Annotated in this window: 16 protein-coding genes; 10 read left to right on the top strand and 6 right to left on the bottom strand. The window is 37.0% G+C overall.

Annotated features, from left to right (window positions below):
* Positions 1-9: 9 nt before the first annotated feature.
* Both H4J73_RS17760 and ettA read right to left on the bottom strand, forming a co-directional pair.
* Positions 10-390: a PilZ domain-containing protein gene (locus tag H4J73_RS17760; RefSeq protein ID WP_182181822.1), complete on the bottom strand. Its 381-nt coding sequence runs from the start codon at positions 388-390 to the stop codon at positions 10-12.
* 161 nt (positions 391-551) lie between these two features.
* On the bottom strand, positions 552-2,231 hold the full coding sequence (gene ettA / locus H4J73_RS17765; protein WP_182181823.1) for an energy-dependent translational throttle protein EttA: 1,680 nt from the start codon (positions 2,229-2,231) through the stop codon (positions 552-554).
* A 608-nt stretch (positions 2,232-2,839) separates the two neighbouring features.
* Here ettA and H4J73_RS17770 point away from each other — a divergent pair.
* The 4 genes from H4J73_RS17770 to H4J73_RS17785 are packed head-to-tail and all read left to right on the top strand — an operon-like array spanning position 2,840 to position 8,031.
* A complete protein-coding gene (locus tag H4J73_RS17770; protein WP_182181824.1) occupies positions 2,840-4,093 on the top strand; it encodes a hypothetical protein in 1,254 nt (417 codons plus the stop codon).
* Entirely contained in the window at positions 4,093-4,527 is a 435-nt protein-coding gene (locus tag H4J73_RS17775) for a hypothetical protein (protein ID WP_259366508.1), read from the top strand. Before H4J73_RS17770 ends, H4J73_RS17775 begins: the two co-directional genes overlap by 1 nt.
* The gene (locus H4J73_RS17780; RefSeq protein WP_182181825.1) at positions 4,520-6,115 is read left to right on the top strand and encodes a diguanylate cyclase domain-containing protein; all 1,596 of its coding nucleotides are present in this window, start codon (positions 4,520-4,522) and stop codon (positions 6,113-6,115) included. Before H4J73_RS17775 ends, H4J73_RS17780 begins: the two co-directional genes overlap by 8 nt.
* The gene (locus tag H4J73_RS17785) at positions 6,112-8,031 is read left to right on the top strand and encodes a bifunctional diguanylate cyclase/phosphodiesterase (protein WP_182181826.1); all 1,920 of its coding nucleotides are present in this window, start codon (positions 6,112-6,114) and stop codon (positions 8,029-8,031) included. The genes H4J73_RS17780 and H4J73_RS17785 overlap by 4 nt, the downstream gene beginning before the upstream one ends.
* A 94-nt stretch (positions 8,032-8,125) precedes the next feature.
* On the opposite strand, the gene H4J73_RS17790 is transcribed toward H4J73_RS17785, so the two are convergent.
* Positions 8,126-9,442 (bottom strand): leucine-rich repeat-containing protein kinase family protein, encoded by a 1,317-nt coding sequence (locus H4J73_RS17790; protein WP_182181827.1) that lies wholly within the window; start codon positions 9,440-9,442, stop codon positions 8,126-8,128.
* A gap of 219 nt (positions 9,443-9,661) precedes the next feature.
* Here H4J73_RS17790 and H4J73_RS17795 point away from each other — a divergent pair, with 219 nt between their 5' ends.
* Together H4J73_RS17795 and H4J73_RS17800 are read left to right on the top strand one after the other, a co-directional pair.
* Positions 9,662-10,117 (top strand): hypothetical protein, encoded by a 456-nt coding sequence (locus H4J73_RS17795; RefSeq protein ID WP_182181828.1) that lies wholly within the window; start codon positions 9,662-9,664, stop codon positions 10,115-10,117.
* A gap of 129 nt (positions 10,118-10,246) precedes the next feature.
* Positions 10,247-11,848, top strand: a complete 1,602-nt coding sequence (locus tag H4J73_RS17800; RefSeq protein WP_182181829.1) for a YdiU family protein — start codon at positions 10,247-10,249, stop codon at positions 11,846-11,848.
* Between the two features lie 127 nt (positions 11,849-11,975).
* Here H4J73_RS17800 and H4J73_RS17805 read toward each other — a convergent pair whose 3' ends face one another.
* From H4J73_RS17805 to H4J73_RS17815, 3 genes are all read right to left on the bottom strand, one after another.
* Positions 11,976-13,157 (bottom strand): chorismate mutase, encoded by a 1,182-nt coding sequence (locus tag H4J73_RS17805; RefSeq protein ID WP_182181830.1) that lies wholly within the window; start codon positions 13,155-13,157, stop codon positions 11,976-11,978.
* 209 nt (positions 13,158-13,366) lie between these two features.
* Positions 13,367-13,753, bottom strand: coding sequence for an MAPEG family protein (locus H4J73_RS17810; RefSeq protein WP_182181831.1), 387 nt, complete (start codon positions 13,751-13,753; stop codon positions 13,367-13,369).
* 68 nt (positions 13,754-13,821) lie between these two features.
* Positions 13,822-16,242 carry a penicillin acylase family protein gene (locus H4J73_RS17815; protein ID WP_182223313.1) on the bottom strand — a complete coding sequence of 807 codons (2,421 nt, stop codon included), beginning with the start codon at positions 16,240-16,242 and terminating at the stop codon, positions 13,822-13,824.
* Positions 16,243-16,424: 182 nt separating this feature from the next.
* Here H4J73_RS17815 and H4J73_RS17820 point away from each other — a divergent pair, with 182 nt between their 5' ends.
* From H4J73_RS17820 to msrQ, 4 genes are all read left to right on the top strand, one after another.
* Positions 16,425-16,976 (top strand): DUF2058 domain-containing protein, encoded by a 552-nt coding sequence (locus H4J73_RS17820; RefSeq protein WP_182181833.1) that lies wholly within the window; start codon positions 16,425-16,427, stop codon positions 16,974-16,976.
* A 123-nt stretch (positions 16,977-17,099) separates the two neighbouring features.
* Positions 17,100-17,462, top strand: a complete 363-nt coding sequence (locus H4J73_RS17825) for a glutaredoxin (protein WP_182181834.1) — start codon at positions 17,100-17,102, stop codon at positions 17,460-17,462.
* A 102-nt stretch (positions 17,463-17,564) separates the two neighbouring features.
* Complete coding sequence (gene msrP / locus H4J73_RS17830; protein WP_182223314.1) at positions 17,565-18,584, top strand: protein-methionine-sulfoxide reductase catalytic subunit MsrP; 1,020 nt, start codon at positions 17,565-17,567, stop codon at positions 18,582-18,584.
* 81 nt (positions 18,585-18,665) lie between these two features.
* Positions 18,666-19,259: a protein-methionine-sulfoxide reductase heme-binding subunit MsrQ gene (msrQ, locus tag H4J73_RS17835; RefSeq protein WP_182223315.1), complete on the top strand. Its 594-nt coding sequence runs from the start codon at positions 18,666-18,668 to the stop codon at positions 19,257-19,259.
* The last annotated feature ends 47 nt before the right edge of the window (positions 19,260-19,306 follow it).

Genomic DNA, 19,306 nt, shown 5'->3' on the forward strand with positions numbered 1-19,306 from the left:
TATATAGTATTAAACTAAACGTGATAATTGTGAAAGCTCTTTGTGAAGTTGGCTTTCATCACCTAGGTTTAATTCAACTAACCTTCTTAAGTGCGTAACGCTGTCAATGTCAATGGCATTACACTGCAAGCCAACCTCGCACTGCAAGCCTGTTTTATCACGGACCTCGTGCACTACGGCAATATGCATTTGAACAATTGATTCACCATTTGTTAAGTCAAAATGTAACAAGCCCAATTTGCCTTTTAATGAGCTTTCAATCTTAGGTACAGTGACTAATGCGCCATTAAGTGAAATGTCGTGGATAGTAACGGGATAATTTTGCTGTTCAACCTCTAATATCGCATTGATTGAAAACAAAATTCGTGTGAATTGACGTCTATTTTCCATTGCTTAAGTTCAAATAGTTAATTGGTAACTTCAGCATAGCTCCCTTTTGTAAAAAAGGCACTTTATTCATGTGAATTTTTATATATTCACATAAATAAAGTGCCTATAACTATTTAATAACTAATAGATATTTTTTTGATAAATTGCTTTCGGGGGGGATATTACCCTATTTTTTTATATTTAATTCTATGAGGCTCAATAGCGGCTGGCCCTAAGGTCTTTTTCAACCATTCTTCATACTCTGTAAAGTTCCCTTCAAAGAAATTAATTTGTCCTTCGTCACGGTAATCTAAGATATGTGTTGAGATGCGATCAAGGAACCAGCGATCATGCGAAATAACCATAGCACAGCCAGGAAACTCTAAAATAGCTTCTTCAAGTGCACGTAAGGTTTCAACGTCTAAGTCGTTGGTGGGCTCATCGAGCAATAATAAATTACCACCGGTTTTGACTAGTTTAGCTAAATGACAACGGTTACGTTCACCACCTGATAAGTCTTTGATTAATTTCTGTTGGTCGTTACCTTTAAAGTTAAATCGACTGACATAAGCTCTGCTTGGAATTTGGTAAGTCCCAATTTCAATAATTTCACTGCCTTCAGAAATCTCTTGATAAACGGTTTTACTGCCATCCATGTCGTCACGGAATTGGTCAACACTCGCCAGTTTAACGGTATCACCCAATTCAATTGAACCTGAATCTTGTTTTTCATCACCCGACATCATTTTAAACAGTGTAGATTTACCTGCACCGTTAGCACCGATGATGCCAACAATAGCGCCTTTGGGCATGCTAAAGCTTAAGTTGTCAATTAATACGCGATCGTCAAACGATTTGGTCAAGTTCTTAACGTCTAAAACTTTGTCACCTAAACGTGGTCCAGGAGGAATATAAAGTTCGTTAGTTTCATTACGTTTTTGGTTCTCTTGACTGTTCAATTCTTCAAAGCGTGCCATACGTGCTTTGCTTTTTGCTTGGCGTGCTTTAGGGTTCGAACGTACCCATTCTAATTCTTGTTTGATGGTTTTTTGTAAGGCGTTTTCTGATTTGTTTTCTTGTGCTAAACGCGCATCTTTTTGTTCTAACCATGAAGAGTAGTTGCCTTCCCATGGAATACCGTAGCCTCTGTCTAGTTCTAATATCCAGCCAGCTACATTATCAAGGAAGTATCTATCATGGGTAATAGCAACAACAGTGCCAGGGTAGTCATGTAAAAAACGCTCTAACCATGCAACAGATTCAGCATCTAAATGGTTAGTGGGTTCATCAAGTAACAACATGTCAGGTTTTTGTAATAATAAATGACATAAAGCAACACGACGGCGTTCACCACCACTTAATACCGCTATTTTTTGGTCCCAAGCAGGTAAACGCAATGCGTCAGCTGCACGTTCTAGTACGTTATCAATATTGTGACCATCTTGAGAGTTGATAATATCCTCAAGCTCACCTTGTTCTTTAGCTAAAGCGTCGAAGTCTGCATCTTCTGCAGCGTATTCGTTATAAACTTCGTCAAGTCGAGCAAGGGCATTTTTAACTTCAGATACTGCTGACTCAACGATTTCACGAACGGTTTTTTCTTCGTCAAGTATAGGTTCTTGAGGTAAGTAACCAATATTTGTGCCCGCTAAAGCCGTTGCTTCACCTTCAAAGTCTTTATCCACACCTGCCATAATGCGAAGCAAGGTTGACTTACCTGAGCCGTTCAAACCTAAAACACCAATTTTAACGCCTGGGAAAAATGAAAGACTAATATCTTTAAGTATTGTTCTTTTAGGTGGAACCACTTTTGATACGCGGTTCATCGACATGATAAATTTATCTGGTAATGGTTGTGCCATGGAAAACCTTATTATTTGAAGGAAGAAATTAACTTGTCGATATTTTAGGTTAAAGGGGCTGGGCAAGCAAATGTGTTTAAAGGGATTTAATTTTTTTCATCAAGTGGTAGATAACATAGAAGTAATAAGTTAAAGCACAGCCTTTGACTTATTACACATTGAATATACGAGTAATGAAGTCTCTTTACTGCCGCCCCTCTAAGTTATGACTAAGGAGGATGTATTACAGCAAAAGCTATTTGCATTAAAATCTAGCATCGTCGTGAATAAATATATTTTAAAGTGTCACGTTCTTAATTCAAAGAGACGTTACGGTAGTGTTGCTTGTGTTGTTTTTTCAGGGCGGTTGACAGGAATTGATGTCAGTCGAGTATGATTAAGTCATGTTGATAACGCTATGAAATAGTTTTATATTTTTATCGCGTTTAACTTGGTTTTATTGAAGGTTGTAACAACTGTGTAGCTCTTATGTTATGTAGGTGTAGTTAGCGGGGCTTGTTAGCTATTGTTTTCATTGGTTTTTATTTGCTTTTTTTTTGGTGGTGCATTGCTTAATACCCGATATTCACCTACATTATAGACCTTACGTCTTATTTGGCTGTTTAGATATGTTTCCTGTGCAATGCAAAAACCTGCTTGGTTTATTTCTTTTTTTATTTTTTTTTGTATCATACGCCCAAGCAAGTAATGGAGAAAATGATAAATTACAATTCAGTGGGTTTGCAACTTTAGGGGTGGTTTTCTCCGATTCTGACCATTATGGTTATCGTAAAGATGTCAGTTCAGATGAAGGGGTCTTTTCAGGTGATATTGATTTTAAGCAACAATCATTGCTTGGTTTACAAGCGAACTGGTCTATTTCGCCTAACTTAGATGCTGTTTATCAAGGTGTACTGAGAGATTTAGTTGAACCATCACTAGATAGATACACTACGCTGGCGTTCCTTCGCTATGAAGTCAATACAAATTGGAATGTAAGAGTCGGTCGAACGGCTCCTGATCTTTTTTTATTAACAGAATACCGTGATGTTGATTTTTCTTATATTTGGGCAACTGCGCCCAATGAAGTCTATGGCATTATACCTTACCGAAGTATCGATGGCATTGATGTTACTTATAGTGAAAGAGGTTTAGGTGGTGTTTTTAAAACAAAATTATTCAGCGGTTCAAGTGAAGCAGAAATTTCTGGGGACTCGATAGTTCAAAAAGTCAAAATTGAAGACATTATGGGGATTTCTTTTTCTTTCGATCATTTTAATTGGACAGTTCAGGTAAAACATAGCCAAGTTAATATTGCCAATGAGCCTTTATCTAATATCTATTTAGCTGAAAATATTAGCCAAATCCCTGATTTCTTATGGCCTAATTCACAAAGCTTTGCTCAGTCATTATTACTTAAGAGTGAGAAAGTAAGCTACTTTTCGATAAGTGGTCAATACCAGTGGCATAATTGGTTAGCTTCTGCTGAAGTTTCACAAATCAATTCAAAAAGTGATGTCATTCCTAAAATAACCAGTGGCTATGCCGCTTTGTCATACCAACTTAATGCTCATCAATTTTATGGTATTTATGCTTTTACTGATTCCAAAAATTATGTTTTTAATGAGCCTAACGTTAATGAAGTTGCCTTGAATGAACTTATTCAAGGTACAACGATGTTAATGAACTTTTATTCGGCAAATCAGCAAACTATCTCTTTGGGCTGGCGTTGCGATATTACCAACGATATTGCATCTTCATTGCAATGGAACCACACACAAGTTGACGAAACGGGTAGTGTATTATGGTTAAATAAAGCGAGTGAGCATAATTCAAAAGAAAGAGTTAATACCTTTCTATTAACATTGAGCATGGTTTTCTGATGAGTCATATTAAGCAAGTCTTTGTCATACTCTTACTGGCATTATTTATTGAGCCTGTTTCAGCTAAAGAGCCATTGGTGGTGGTGGTTAATAAGGACAATCCAGTTGAGCAATTATCTCGCTCAGAACTTATTGATTTGTTTATGGGTAAATATGTGGCTTTTCCTAATGATATTAAGGCGATACCCGTTGAACTTAATAGTGATCATCAGATTAAAGTTGAATTTTATCAAAATCTTGTTGGAATGCCCTTGTCACGAGTTAACGCTTATTGGTCAAGATTACGTTTTACCGGTAGAAAACGAATGGCAGTGTTCAAATCAAATGAAAACGATTTAATTGCCTTTATCACCGCTAATAAGCAAGCTATTGGTTATGTGCCACAGTCACTCATCACAAAAGATTTAAAGGTTGTTTATATTTTAAATGAATAAATCAGGTTTAGTTATTCGATTGGCAATCGTCATTGTCTTTACAGCCGTCATTGTTGGGCTTATTACCACCCAACTTTTCTCCCGATTTACGTTTGTCAACGAACAGGAACTGGGTAAGCAAAGTATTAAACAACTCTATAGTACAGTTTCTCCTACCGCTTCAATTGCTAGTTACTTGAATGATAAAGGCCTTGCTGAGGAAGTTGTTAATGGATTGATTAGTAATGATATTGTTACAGCCGCAGCTATTCAAACAGAGACATTACGCGTGGAAAGTGAAAACTATCAAAAGTCTACAGCTTCAGTCGCGTTTGATTTATTCTCGCCTTTTCAAAAAGATAATAAAGTCGGCGTGCTGTTTGTTAAAATCAATGACAGTTACCTTGCAGCCAAAGCGAATAAAATAAGTGCAACTAATACCTTTGTTGTGGCTATTGAGGCTTTAATTATTACTATTATTTCAATTTTAGTGACTTATTATGTTATTACCCAGCCTATTTTAAACATTGGTAAAGCGCTTCATTTAATAAGACCTGGCACTAGCGAGCGAATAAAAAAACCTCATTCACATCAACAAAGTGAAATTGGCCAACTGACGGATGATGTAAATGACTTATTAGCGAAGGCCGAGCAACAGATGCTCAGAGAGAAAAGTCTTAGAAATGAGGTTCAAGTACTTGAGTCAAAATTTAGAATGCTCTTTGAAAATGCGACTTCTGCTATTGTGTTAGTTGCGCCACAGGGCGACATACTGCTCTATAATGAGGCTTTTGAAAAGTTAATTGATAAGCTTAATTTATCTTTGAAAAAAAATTATGGCCAATACTTGGAAGATCTCTTTATTAAGAAAAAAGTACTGCATGAACAGATATTAATTGCTTTTGCTAATAACGAGTCAGCCGCTGCAGAGCTAGAGTTGATCTCGTATCAAGATGATAAAATTTGGGTACAGGTGCTAGTAACACGGTTGATCACTGATGATTTTCTAGAGAGCTATCAAATAACTTTACATGATATTTCTAAAAGTAAGTATAAAATATCATTGCTTGATCAAAAAGCTAATTATGATGGCTTAACTCATTTACTTAATCGCCAGGCGGCAGAGCAACATCTTAGGCAATTAACAGAAAGCCATAGTCCTTTTGCTTTAATCATGATGGATTTAAATGACTTTAAACCCATTAATGATGTTTTTGGTCATGATTCTGGAGATGAATTACTAATTCATGTTTCAAGCCAACTTCTTAAAATTTTGAGGAAAGCTGATGTATTATCGCGTTGGGGAGGGGATGAATTTGTCATTATTTTACCCAATACTTCGAGGGAAGAAGTGATCAAAGTATGTGCTAAATTAGCGGCTAAATTAAGTAAGCCATATTATCTTTCACAATACGATCAGAGTGTTTTTGTCACGGCAAGTATGGGGGTGAGTTTTTACCCCGATGATCAAGTGGAATTATTAGAGTTAATTAGATCAGCTGACAAAGCGATGTATCAAGTAAAAAAAGAAAAGTTGACTAACAATGACCTTCATTTGGCCTTTACTCATGATCCCGCCAATATAGAAAATGACAGTAAACGTCAATGAAAATAAACAATAATAAAGTGACGCACTCTTCGATTACATTATCCTCAGGGTATACAAAGGTCCTTCAACTTCAATTAACACTCAAGGCATTGATTACCATTGCGGTCTTACTATTGATGAGTGAGCTGTTTTTTAATCGATTTTCGGCTTTGGCTTTGGCGATGTCTTTGTCAGTTATCATGTTCATCCTTTTCTTCTTATGGGCTTCTGCCGATACTTACAGTGTTATTTCAGGCATGGTGTTGTGGTCAGTGGCGGTGTTTATTACCTACGCTTGCTGGATAGGAAATGGCATTTTTGATACCAGTATATTAGCTTTTCCTTGCTTACTTATGCTGGCGGCTATCTTATCAGGTAAATTGATTTTTATTTCTCTTTTTGTCTACCTTATTAGTGCGTTGTGCTTTTTTGCTTTTGCGCATAATCAAGGCTTATTGGCGGGAGCACACCTTTTTGAAACACTACCTTTATGGGATCGAATGTTTAGCTACATTATAATGTTAGTATTTTTTTCGGTTGGTGTTTTTTATGTTTTTGCCGATATAAAAAAAAGGTTTAAAAATATTTTAGATAAAAATGCGTCACTTGAATTATCAATCAGTCGTTTAATAAAACGAAGTGGTTATGACCCGTTAACACGGTTACCCAATGAAAATGTTTGTAAAGTAGACCTTGATGAAATACTACAGCAACAAAAATCATCTAGCCATATCTTAGCTTTCATCACCTTAAATATTAGTAATCAAGATTTAATTAAGATGAATTACAGTCATAGCGTTTGTAATAAAACATTAAAGTTACTGGCTAATAAACTGACAGGTTATGCAAATGATAAGACCGTTATTTATCGATTCCAACAAAATCAATTTGTTATTTTAAGGCACTCACCTGATCATCGGGGAATCAACCAGTTTGCTGAAAAAATGTATCAAGTTTGCTCGCAAACCTTTCATGTCGAACATTTCGATATTGTGTTTAATCCTATCATAGGTATAGCGTTAGCGCCTTTTGATGGTAGTTCTATGGAAGAGCTTAGGCACAATTCATACCTTGCAATGCATACTAAAGATGAAGGCAATAAAGCTAATTTAAGTTTCTTTGATCAGGTGATGGCCACTAAAGAGCAAGAAAAATTACAGCTAACTAAGTCATTAAGAAATGCTACGGTAAATAACGAATTTGTTTTACATTTTCAACCAAAAGTTGATTTAGCAACAGGACAAATTATTGGTGCAGAAGCCTTAATTCGTTGGAATAGCCCAGAACATGGCTTTATACCACCAACGGTATTTATTCCTTTAGCGGAGCAGGTTGGAGTGATTTCTGATATTACTCACTGGGTTATCGAACACTCTGTTAATGCTTGTAAGCATTGGCATGAACTAGGCTTTAATAAGCTATGCGTGGCGGTAAATTTATCAGCAGCTGATTTTAAGCGCGGTAATCTTGTGACATATACCATGAGTATTTTACATCAAGCGAAGTTATCAGCACACTTTTTAGAGCTAGAGTTGACTGAGTCTATGTTAATGGAAGATATAAATCATATTCAAAAGCAAATTAACGAGTTATCTGCTTTTGGTCTCTCATTTTCTATTGATGATTTTGGCACAGGTTACTCAAACTTGGGGTATTTGACAAAATTTAATGTCAGCAGTATTAAACTTGATCGGTCATTTGTGATGAATATTCGTCATTCAAGTAATGAGCTACAAATCGTTAAAGCGATTATAGAAATGAGCAAAAGTTTGAATATTACCAACATTGCTGAGGGTATTGAAGATACAGAAACAGCCAAGTTGCTCACCCAATTAGGCTGTGAAGTTGGTCAAGGTTATCTTTGGTCAAAGCCTTTGCCTCAGCAGGAATTTATCGCCTTATTGTCTCATGAAAATAACGTCATTCAATCTGTTTAATATGTGCAGTAGAAGTTAGTAAATAAGGTTCACTGCTAAATAATCGCCACTAAAAGTAGCGATTAAAATGGAATTTATGATTATAAAAAAACCTTTAAGCCAGCGATTTTAATTGTTCTACAATTCTGGAAAATGTTGGTCTTTTAAAGAGATCTTTTTGCATACAGTTGTCTTTTATTGTTGCCAGCGCTTTATATTGCTCAGTTATTTTTGAGTGGTGGCACAAAGGTAATAAATCGTCTAATAAGCAGCCAAAAGCTCTTACTTCAATCGCTTGCATTGCCACTTGTTGGCCTTTGGGGAGTACCTGCAGATTTGAAGCCGCACCAAAGTCACCAAACAGCATATTTGCGTTTTCATCAACCATCGTATTGTGAGCATAAATATCACCGTGGCTAATGTTATTCGCATGTAAGTGACGCAATGTATCAGCCATATTAAGCGCAATCTTTGTAATATTTTTTACTTCTAATACTCCCTCGTTAGGGAACGTATCTCGAGTACAGGTTTTTAATGATGGGGGTAAACCTAAATTATAAAAGCTGGCTGGAATTAACTCCATGACTAACGCGAGTTGTTCCTTTGACATGATTTTAGCAATGACTTTTATTAAGCTTTTATGTTCGCCAGCTTGTAAACAGTTATTTAATTCATCAATTGGGTAGCCGTCGCTAGTTATTTCTCCCTTGAACAATTTCACTGCGATATCGTTATTTGAATTAATGGTTGATGGTTTCTTTAGCCACGTTGCTTGATGAATAACTCCCGAAGCGCCTTCACCTAACTTGTGCTTTAACTCAAAGTCTTCTCGTGAAACACTGATCATATTAGCGGTTATTTGTGGGGAGGCATTGCGGAAATTATTCCCTGAGAACGCTAGCCAGGCTAATTTTGGTAATTGAAATAGCCAATTTGGTAGCATTGATAATTGATTAGCAGAAAGTCGTATTAATTCTAGGTTTTTACAGTTTTCCATGGTCTCGGGTAATTGCTGTAATTGATTGCCGGCAAACGCAAACTTTTGTAAACGTGTTAACCCACCCATTGAGTTGGGTAATCTGGCTATTTTATTATCCGTTAAGATCAACCAACGTGTTCTTATAGGCAGTACGTCTTCATCGATAGACGTTAATTTATTGGATTTAAAGCTGATCATTTCTAGTTGCGGGCAGGCTGCTAATACAGCCGGAATAGTTTCAAAATTATTATTTGTTAAAAATAATATTTTAAGTTTTTTTAATGAAGATAACTGATCAGGTAAAGTGGTTAATTGGTTATTAGCTAAATCTAAGACTTCAAGCGAGTTCGCTAATGAGAATATTTCCATTGGAAATTCAGTTAAATTCTCACTGAGGGTTAAATGCGTTATATCTGAATGTTTACCGGAATTGAGCTGGGCTAATGTTTGCAAGATAAAGCCTAATTGGGCGCTAAAATTTGCCGCTATTTTACCGTGAAACTAAAATAAGCTAAAGCGCTTTAATATTTTTGGCGTAAATTGGGTGTTCTTATGCGAGTATTAATGATTGTTTCCTGTTTGGTTAACGTTAAAGCGATTATTGTCATATGACTTAATCCCTTTATTAACCTTAGTTTACTAATTTACCTTACTGATAAAATAAGAGTTACCATGTATAAAATACAAAAAAAAATTATTATTACCAGTGTTGTGATAGCTTTTTTCGTTGGTGCTTCAGCGAACGCACAGCATTACCAACAAAATATCGATAAAAACAGCTTGGTAACATTTAAACATATTATGCAAGGTTTGTTATCTGAAACTAAGATGATTACACAAGGTATTATTTTAGAAGACTTTACGCTTATTAACGATGCGACAGAGAATATTATTAATCATCCAAAACCGGCAATGTCACAAAGGAAAAAATTGATGAAGGCCTTAGGTGATGATATTGCAACATTCAAAGGGTTGGATCACATTGTACACAGAGGTGCGATGAAAATTCAGCAAGCAGCAAAGGATAAAAATATGGTTGTTGTGATAGCCGAATATCAAAAGTTAATTACCGGTTGTCAATCATGCCATAGCACTTTTAAAGCCAGGCTGTCGAAAGCTTTGTTATAGTACGCTCGCTGAATTTTTTATGGGGCGTATTCAGCTCTTATCAGTTTTTTGTTTTAAATGCATATTGCAAAATGCAAACTGACAGTGAATACTTCCTACTCAATTCTATTCTCCAATTAGTCGCTTATTTTGTCTTATCTAGATTTTAATATTGAAAATAAATTTTCTTCTCAATTACCTAAAGATTTAGAAGAATCTATTTTTCCACACCAAGTGCATTCTGCTGCTTTCTCCTGGGTAACCCCTAAAAGAACATCAAATCCTCAATTGATCGCCAGTAGTCGTGATGCTGCTGCAATGTTGGGCTTAAGTACAGAACAACTAAAGAGTGATGAATTTTTACAATTGTTTACCGGTAATATTGTTCCCGAAGAATTTTCACCTTATGCGATGTGCTATGGCGGGCATCAGTTTGGACACTGGGCTGGACAATTAGGCGATGGCCGAGCGATTAATTTAGCTGAAGTAAATACCCCATCATATGGCCATAAAGTACTCCAGCTAAAAGGTGCTGGGCCAACACCCTTTTCACGAACAGCTGACGGCTTAGCGGTCTTGCGCTCATCAGTACGAGAGTTCTTATGTTCAGAAGCGATGTTTCATCTAGGTATTCCTACAACCCGAGCGCTGAGTTTATCGTTAACGGGTGATAGCGTCGTTCGAGATATGTTTTATAACGGTAATGCGAAAGCTGAATTAGGCGCTGTTGTTTGTAGGGTGTCTTCTTCATTTATGCGTTTTGGTAGTATTGAACTACCAGCTTATCGTAAAGATAAAGCATTGTTAAAGCAGCTCGTTGATTATTCAATTAAACGGGACTTTCCTGAATTATTAAATGAATACGCTGACGACCCTATTCAACGTTATTTAGCGTGGTTTGAGGAAATTGCTCAACGTACTTGTCGACTGATGGTGGATTGGATGCGGGTGGGCTTTGTTCATGGGGTAATGAATACCGATAATATGTCCTTAATCGGTGAAACCATTGATTATGGACCTTATGGTTGGATTGATAATTTTGATTTGTCTTGGACACCCAATACGACAGATGCTCAAGGTAAGCGATACCGTTTTGGCAAACAGGGGGAAATTTCGCAATGGAACTTATTTCAATTAGCGAACGCTATCTATCCGTTGATAGCAGAATCTGCACCACTAGAAACCATATTAAATAATTACAGCAAAACGTATCAACAACAATGGCATGCAATGATGTCGAACAAACTAGGTATTACGAGCGAAGCTATAAACCATAAAGCGGATACTGAATTGTTTTTAGCACTTGAAATCTTATTGGGTGATATAGAAACAGACATGACTATTTTTTATCGTTTATTGGCTGATTTTAGTTATAACGAAAAAGTGAAAGAAAATAATTTTAATCATTTTGCCGATTGTTTCTATCTAGAGGAGCAGTTGACGATAGATCATCAATCACGTTTTTCTTTATGGTTAGAAAGCTACGCTCATCGAATTCAGCAAGACGGAAAAACAGCAGAGCAAAGAAAAGCGGCGATGAATAAAGTGAACCCTAAATATGTCTTGCGTAATTATTTAGCACAACAAGCCATTGAGCTTGCAGAACAAGGGGATTATAGCAAGTTACACGAATTACAAAAGGTTCTGGAAAAACCTTACGATGAACAAATAGCGTTTCATCATTACAGTGAAAAGCGTCCTGAGTGGGCGAGAAATAAAGCAGGTTGTTCGATGTTATCGTGCAGCTCTTAAAGCGTTATTAAATAGCGCTTAAAACTAAAGCCTTACCGACCTGTATTTTTGACGAGGTCGATAAGGTTGTTTTTGCAGATGTAGAGATATTATCAAAGGCAATAACGTCAATATTAATCGATAAAGACTAAGCGTTTATTGCGCTACTTGGCACACTGGTTGGGCTAATATGCTCGATAGGATAACAGCCTAAAATTTTAATGAAGTTAGTAATTGTCGTTATTTCATTTATCGCTTCTTGTAATACCGCACTTTTTACATTGGCTTCCACATCAATATAGAACATTTCTTCCCATGGGCGTCCTTGAATCGGTCTAGACTCAAGCTTGCACATGTTGATGCCTTTTGCTTTTAAGATAATAAGACAATCTACCAACGCACCGGCTTTTTGTCCTGTAGCCAAAATTAACGCTGTTTTTGCAGGAATTTGTTCTGCAACATCGATAGGCTTACGGGCGACTAAAATAAAGCGACTGTGGTTTTCTGTTTGATTTGCAATCGACTTCTCCAAAGCATGAAGCTTATAGAGGTGACCACCTTCCTCACTGCCAATAACCGCCACTGTAGGGTCTTGTAATTCATAAGCTCTCGCCATGGCATCAGCGGTACTGTCACAATATTCGATGCGAATATTCTTTTGTTTATCAAGAAAATTACTACATTGGGTAAAAGGCTGTCCGTGTGCATAAATCGTTTTTATTTTATTGAGCTCGGTCGTTACTGCGGTTAATAAACAATGCTCGATAGGTTGGGTTATTTCACCAACAATTGACAAGTTAGTGTGCTGCAGTGCATCGTAAACTTCGTTAATACTACCTGAACTGGTATTTTCAATCGGAAGCATGCCATAGTCTACATGACCAGATTCTACTTGCTGCATAATCTCGTTGAAACTTTGGCAGCCGTATTCATTGATTTTTGCCGCACGACGTGAAAAATAGCGATGACTGGCTAAGTAACTGTAAGAACCTTTGTCTCCTAAAAAAGCGACACTAACCGTAGGTACCTGAATATTTGGGTTTGCTAAGGTTTGTAAATAGGCTTGTTGATTTAATACTGAATCTTCAATAATGGTTTGATAAACACTCGTCACATAGTGAGCGTCTAAACCCAGTACCTTACCTTGGTTAATCAAACGTATCAGTAATTCTTGCTCACGTTGTTGGTCGCGAACAGGGCGAATTTGATGAGCTTTGCTTTTCGCCACATTGAGCGTGAGTGAACGGCGTTGCGCAAATAATTCCAATAACTGTTGATCTAACTGGGTTATTTTTTCGCGGATTTTATTCAGATCTAATTCTTCGCTCACAGCACTTCACCCTATATTTTGTTATTTCAAGAAAATGGTTAAAAATAAAGAATCCTGATGTTTTAGTAAATAAAAATCATGAAGGCGACTAAAACAGGACGTTAGTCAGGATATATGACATTACTGTATATAGGGGAAAGAAATTGTTCAAGCCTTTATTACCAAAGGCTTGTATTAAAAAAATCTATATTAGAAATAGATTTTTACTCTTAAGGAATGCATTGCCAAATAATAGCAAAAGATGACACGGTTGCTATGCCCCAAACAATAGAACGTATAAGTCCAATATTTAATAAATAAAATATGTTGTAGGCAACACGTGCAATAACATGGGTGATAGCTAATACCGTAATACTATCTGTTATTGTGTTGGTTGCAATCGCTAATAAAACCGCAGGTATAAAGATTATTAGCGATTCAAAAGCGTTTTGATGAGCCGCAAGTGCACGTGCACCAAAGCCGGTTAATTGTGTTTGTTGAGCGCGAGGGTGATTATTGTCGTAACCACCGAGTTTATTCATCGCGATAGCCACGGGAGCTTTCGCTAAATAGGGTAATAGGGTGGCAGCAAATAAACACCAAATTAGAATAGTCATACGTTCCTCTTTTTATGATTGATTTTAGTTTTAGTGCTAAGGCTTATCAAACTGTTTAATCGTTCCACTTAATAGCTTAATAGCGTTAATGTATATTTTGTTTCACCAGGTAAAAAGGGTGATGGTTTACCTTGTACCCAATCTTCATGACCTAAACCGTAGTAGGGACTCCATGGGTGGCCTGATTGACTGGTAGGCATATGCAATATTCCAGACGATTCATGGCCAGGTGAAACGACCATGCGTTGCGATGCACCAAAGGTTTTTCCTTGTACGCGCGGCATATAGCTGTCACCGGGCAATTGTATAGGCTGCATATCCAACCAATGGCCAATAAGCGGTACTGCTTTACTGAGTGGGTGTTGTATTTTACTGGTGTTTTGTTGCCCCCAAGTCGCACTCGCTAATGGCTGGTCTTTCGTCATATCAGCTAATGTAGTGGTTAATGCCTGTTCAAAAACTTCCTGCCAACTATTTTCTGGTAACCATAAGAAATTCTTCGGCTGGTCATTAATCATTTGCCAAAGAGGTGTTTCAATTTGGTGGCGAATAGTGCGAAAAGAATAGCTACCGTCTACGTGAGATAAATTTTTATTAAGTAAACTGAACACGTCATTACGTACATTCAATCGGAAATTATTCACCAATCGATAAGCAACTGAATCAATGCAAGCACATAATGGGTCAGTATCAACAATTTCTTTCACCGCTTGCCAACGGGGGTGCTGAACAATGGCTTGAGGCGTTAGTACTTTTTTAAGTAAAAAGTCCTGCCAACGCTTCAAGAAAATTGCACGGTCATCAAGCGCAATATCAAGTAAGTCAGGTTCTGAGAAAACATCTTTAGTGAGTAAACGCTCTCTTATTTGCTGTGCTCGCGCGCCTAAAGCATAACCACCGTTACCCAGTTTATCTAACATTGTACCGCCGACAACACGGGTGTTAGCGGTCCACAAACGATTGTTTTCAGGGTTTTTAATACGGGGATATTGTTCGCTATCTAAATAACCTTGCCAGTTGTTTTTACCATCAGCCCAGTGTGTTGGTGTTTCGCCAAACTGGGTCGACTTTTTGGGGATAGGCCCCATAATTGTCCAGCCAATATTCCCTGCTTTGTCACCAACCACTAAATTTTGTGCCGGAATACCGGCTTTGCTAGCAATAATAAAAGCTTCGTCAACACTCGTTGCTAACTCGAGTTGGGTGTGGTGTAGATTCACGGCTTGCACATCATGAGCAACCCAACGATAAGCTAATAATTGCTGATTACTGTTCGAGCCTATAACGGGGCCCCAAATTGTTTCTTTTACAATAAGTTCTTGTGCGTCTTGATCTTTGATAGCGATAACATGTTTATGTTCAGTAAAGTCTCGATAACCTGTTGGCGTTAAATACTGACTTTGATCAGCATTAGTATCGAGAATAATAATATCACTCCAATCACCATAACTATTGGTAAAACCCCAAGCAATATTACCGTTGCTACCCGCAATTATATTAGGCGTTCCAGGCAATGTAAGCCCCGTTACTTTTATACTTTTATTATCATCACTTTCATATTTAAAGGTTGCCCGAAACCAAGTGTTAGGTACGCGTATACCTAAATGCATATCGTTAGCGACAATGGCACTGCCTGTTGCACTGAGTTTCCCCGAAACGGCCCAGTTATTTGACCCAGGGAATTCCTCACCTTGATAGTTATTGTTAGCAGAACCGGTATTTTGGTCTTGCTCAGAAATTGAGGATGCAGATATAAGCGTTTTCTGCTCTGCTGAGGCCGAAGGCCATGCACGTGTGGGCATGGCACTTGAAGGATAGTGAGTGCCATCGATAGCGGCATCCCAAATGCTTCCTTTGGGATTCAGAAACTCAAAGACGTCTTTACCGAGGCTATTTTTTATATTACCTAATGTTCTTTCACGATCGCCCGCGGCATATTGTAAGTCCATGTACATACTTAATACCGTTAATATAGTATCTTCTTCTTGCCATGACACTGGCGCTTGTTGTAAGAGTAAGTATTCAAAAGGAGGTGACTTTAAATTATTTATGCCTTGATTAACGCCACGAGTATATGCTTTTAGTAAGGCTAAATCTTTATCGGGAAGTTGAGATACTATGACACGCGCACGTTCACGAAAACGATGGCGGCGAATTTTTTTATCATGGGGTAATGCTTTCTCACCAAATAAGCTAGCGAGTTCACCAGCAGAATTTCGGCGCAGTAAATCCATCTGAAAAAAGCGTTCTTGGGCGTGTATAAAACCAGTAGCAACGGCAACATCATTACGCTTCTTAGCTTTTATCGTTACAATGCCCTGACTATCTCGTTCAACTACGGCGGTATCACTTAATCCCAGTAACGTTCTTTTCCCTTCAAGAACAGGCAAAGCACTATCAATTTGGCTGTAAATCCATGTACCTAAACTTGCAATGACTAAAAATAAGATCAGCAAGAAACCAATTAATATGTGTTTTATTTTATTCATAGTGTGAAGTTTTTAGGATATTTAGTTGTGCTAGATTACCTTATTATTTATAAAGTTAACATTCAATGATAGAACATTATTATGGGTTTATAAATAAAGAAAAGAACACATGCTTTTTTATTAGTATTTTTACCGATAGAATAGCGACAATTATTATCGATAAACTTAATTCAGGAGTTTTTATGGCATCTTTACAAGATCAGCTATTAAAAGCAGGCTTAACAACTAAGCAAAAAGCGCGACAAGCCAATACAAGTCAACGTAAAACAAATAAACAAAAACGCAGTGGTGTTGCAAAAGATGACAGTTTGCAAGACCAAGTAAAGCAAGATTTAGCGAAAGCTCAGAAAGAAAAGTTAGCAAAAGACGCTGCCCTTAATGAAGAAAAAAAACAACAGCTTGCTAATAAAGAAAAAACGTTACGTATTCAACAAATACTTGAGCACCACCATATTAAAAATGTTAACGGTGAAACGGAGTATAACTTTACCTTTAATAGTAAAATTAAAAAACTTTTTGTAAATGCGGTTACCCATAGAGCTCTAGTGAACGGACGTTTAGCGGTTTGTGGTTTAGTGGATCAGAGTTACCTTGTTACGGCTGAAACGGCTGCAAAATTAGCCACTTTAGACCCAAGCGTTATCTTGGTACAAAATGATAAAGTTGAAAGTGATGAGGTCGCAGCTGACGATCCCTATGCTGATTATCAAATTCCTGATGATATGATGTGGTAGCTGGCGTGTTTGCACAAATGAAAATAAGTATAACAAAGCAATTATGTTAAACTGGCACAAATTGAGGGGGCTGTATTGAAGCAGTCTCGTGTATTATTTTTATAACTAAAGAGAAGTTGTTTTATGTTTATTGTTCGCTGGATTATTGGTCGTATTATTTTATTATTGAATTTCATCTTTTCACCAAGTGGTCCGCAACGAACCCCTGAATTACAAACTGAGATTGATACGAGCACAAAACATTTAAGTTTATATCAATTACCCGCATGTCCTTTTTGTGTAAAAGTTCGTCGTTCAATGAAACGTGATGGTTTAAATATTGAATTACGTAATATTAATCAAAACGAAAATTATCGTGAAGAGTTAATCAAAGAAGGAGGTAAGCGCACAGTACCTTGTTTGAAAATAACAGATAAAAACGAAAAGGTGACTTGGTTGTATGAATCTAAAGATGTTATTAATTACTTGCAACAATTTGCTCGTTAATTTTATGGTTAATCATATTTATTTATAAATAATGAAGTAATTCTCTATCTTTCGGGTCTATTAGTTTATCGTTAGACAATTAATAACCCGAGAAGTAGACCTATGTTAATTAAATCGCCTGCAAAATCCTCGCTTAAAGAACATCAAGTTACCGATGAAAGTGTTTACTTACAACGCAGACAGCTTGTTAAGAAAATGGGATTTATTGGCGCAGGAACATTAATCGCCTCTGCTATACCGAGTGTTGTTCATGGTAAAGGCTTAGATTTTTTCTCATCAGAACCCACACAAACTTTTCAGCGTTATCCCCTGAATTTTACAGCTAACAGCACTAACAACGCACAAGTACTCACACCTGAAGCTAAAGTGACGAGTCATAATAACTTTTACGAATTTGGGACAAATAAAAGTGATCCAGTCAACAACGCACAAAGTTTTAACGTTAATCCTTGGAAGTTAACCATTAGTGGTGAATGTGACAAACCTTATACGTTAGATTTAGATGCGTTAACAAAAAGTTTTGTGCTTGAAGAACGTATCTATCGTCTAAGATGTGTAGAAGCTTGGTCAATGGTTATCCCTTGGGTTGGTTTTGAATTAGCAACGCTATTAAAAAAAGCGCAGCCAAACTCTCGTGCTAAATATGTTGCTTTTGAAACCTTATACGACCCAGAACAAATGCCAGGACAAGCAAGTAGACGACTTGGTGGTGGTGTTGACTACCCTTATGTTGAAGGCCTACGTATTGACGAGGCTATGAACCCACTAGCACTGATGAGTGTCGGTTTATATGGGAAAACTTTACCTGCCCAAAATGGGGCGCCTATTCGTTTAGTTGTACCTTGGAAGTATGGTTTTAAAAGTATCAAATCGATTGTTGCAATAAAATTTGTTGAACATCCCCCCGCATCTACATGGAATATTTTGGCGCCCAGCGAATATGGTTTTTATGCTAATGTTAATCCTAACGTTGACCACCCTCGATGGAGTCAAGCCAGTGAGCGAAGAATTACTTCTGGTGGTTTATTTGCTCGTAACCGTATTGATACTTTACCTTTCAACGGTTATGGAGGAGAAGTTGCTGAGATGTATAGAGATCTCGACTTACGAAAAAACTTCTAAAGCCTTTTTTAAACGGTCAGGGATGAGTGTTTAGCTATGAATACATCATCTCTATTAACTGATTAAGTCATTATTAGCCTCATGAAATATAACGTTTTTTTCTTCAAATTATTTATTCACCTTGCGGCCTTATTGCCGTTAGTCAATGCATATTACTTAGCTTTTACTGACCAATTAGGTGCTGATCCGGTTGAGGCCATTATTCATTTTACCGGGATCGGCGCTTTTAATTTATTGTTATTAAGTTTGGTAATAACTCCTATCAGTAAGCGCTTTAAAATTTCATTATTAGTAAAAGTTCGCCGATTAGTCGGCTTATATAGTTTTACTTATGCACTACTTCACTTAACTAACTTTTTGGTCTTTGAAGTTCAGTTTGATTGGTTACTATTTTTGAATGAAATTATTGATCGACCTTATATTACCATTGGTATGGCAGGACTTTTAATTTTACTGACGTTAGCAATAACATCAATTTCTGCACTGAAAAAACGCATGGGTAAAAATTGGCAAAAGCTACATAATTGGGTTTATTTAGCGGTTATCTTTGTTGGTATTCATTTTTACTGGTCGGTGAAATCCGACATTATTGAACCAAGCATTTATCTATTTATTAGTATTACGTTATTAGCGCTTCGTTTTGAAAAATTTAAAAAACGCATAAAAAAAAGCTAGTCAGTATCTACCGACCAGCTTTAATTAACTTACTTTCTTAATTTATT

Origin of the sequence: Colwellia sp. MB3u-41 (assembly GCF_014076845.1) — a bacterium.
Taxonomy (GTDB): Bacteria; Pseudomonadota; Gammaproteobacteria; order Enterobacterales; family Alteromonadaceae; genus Colwellia_A.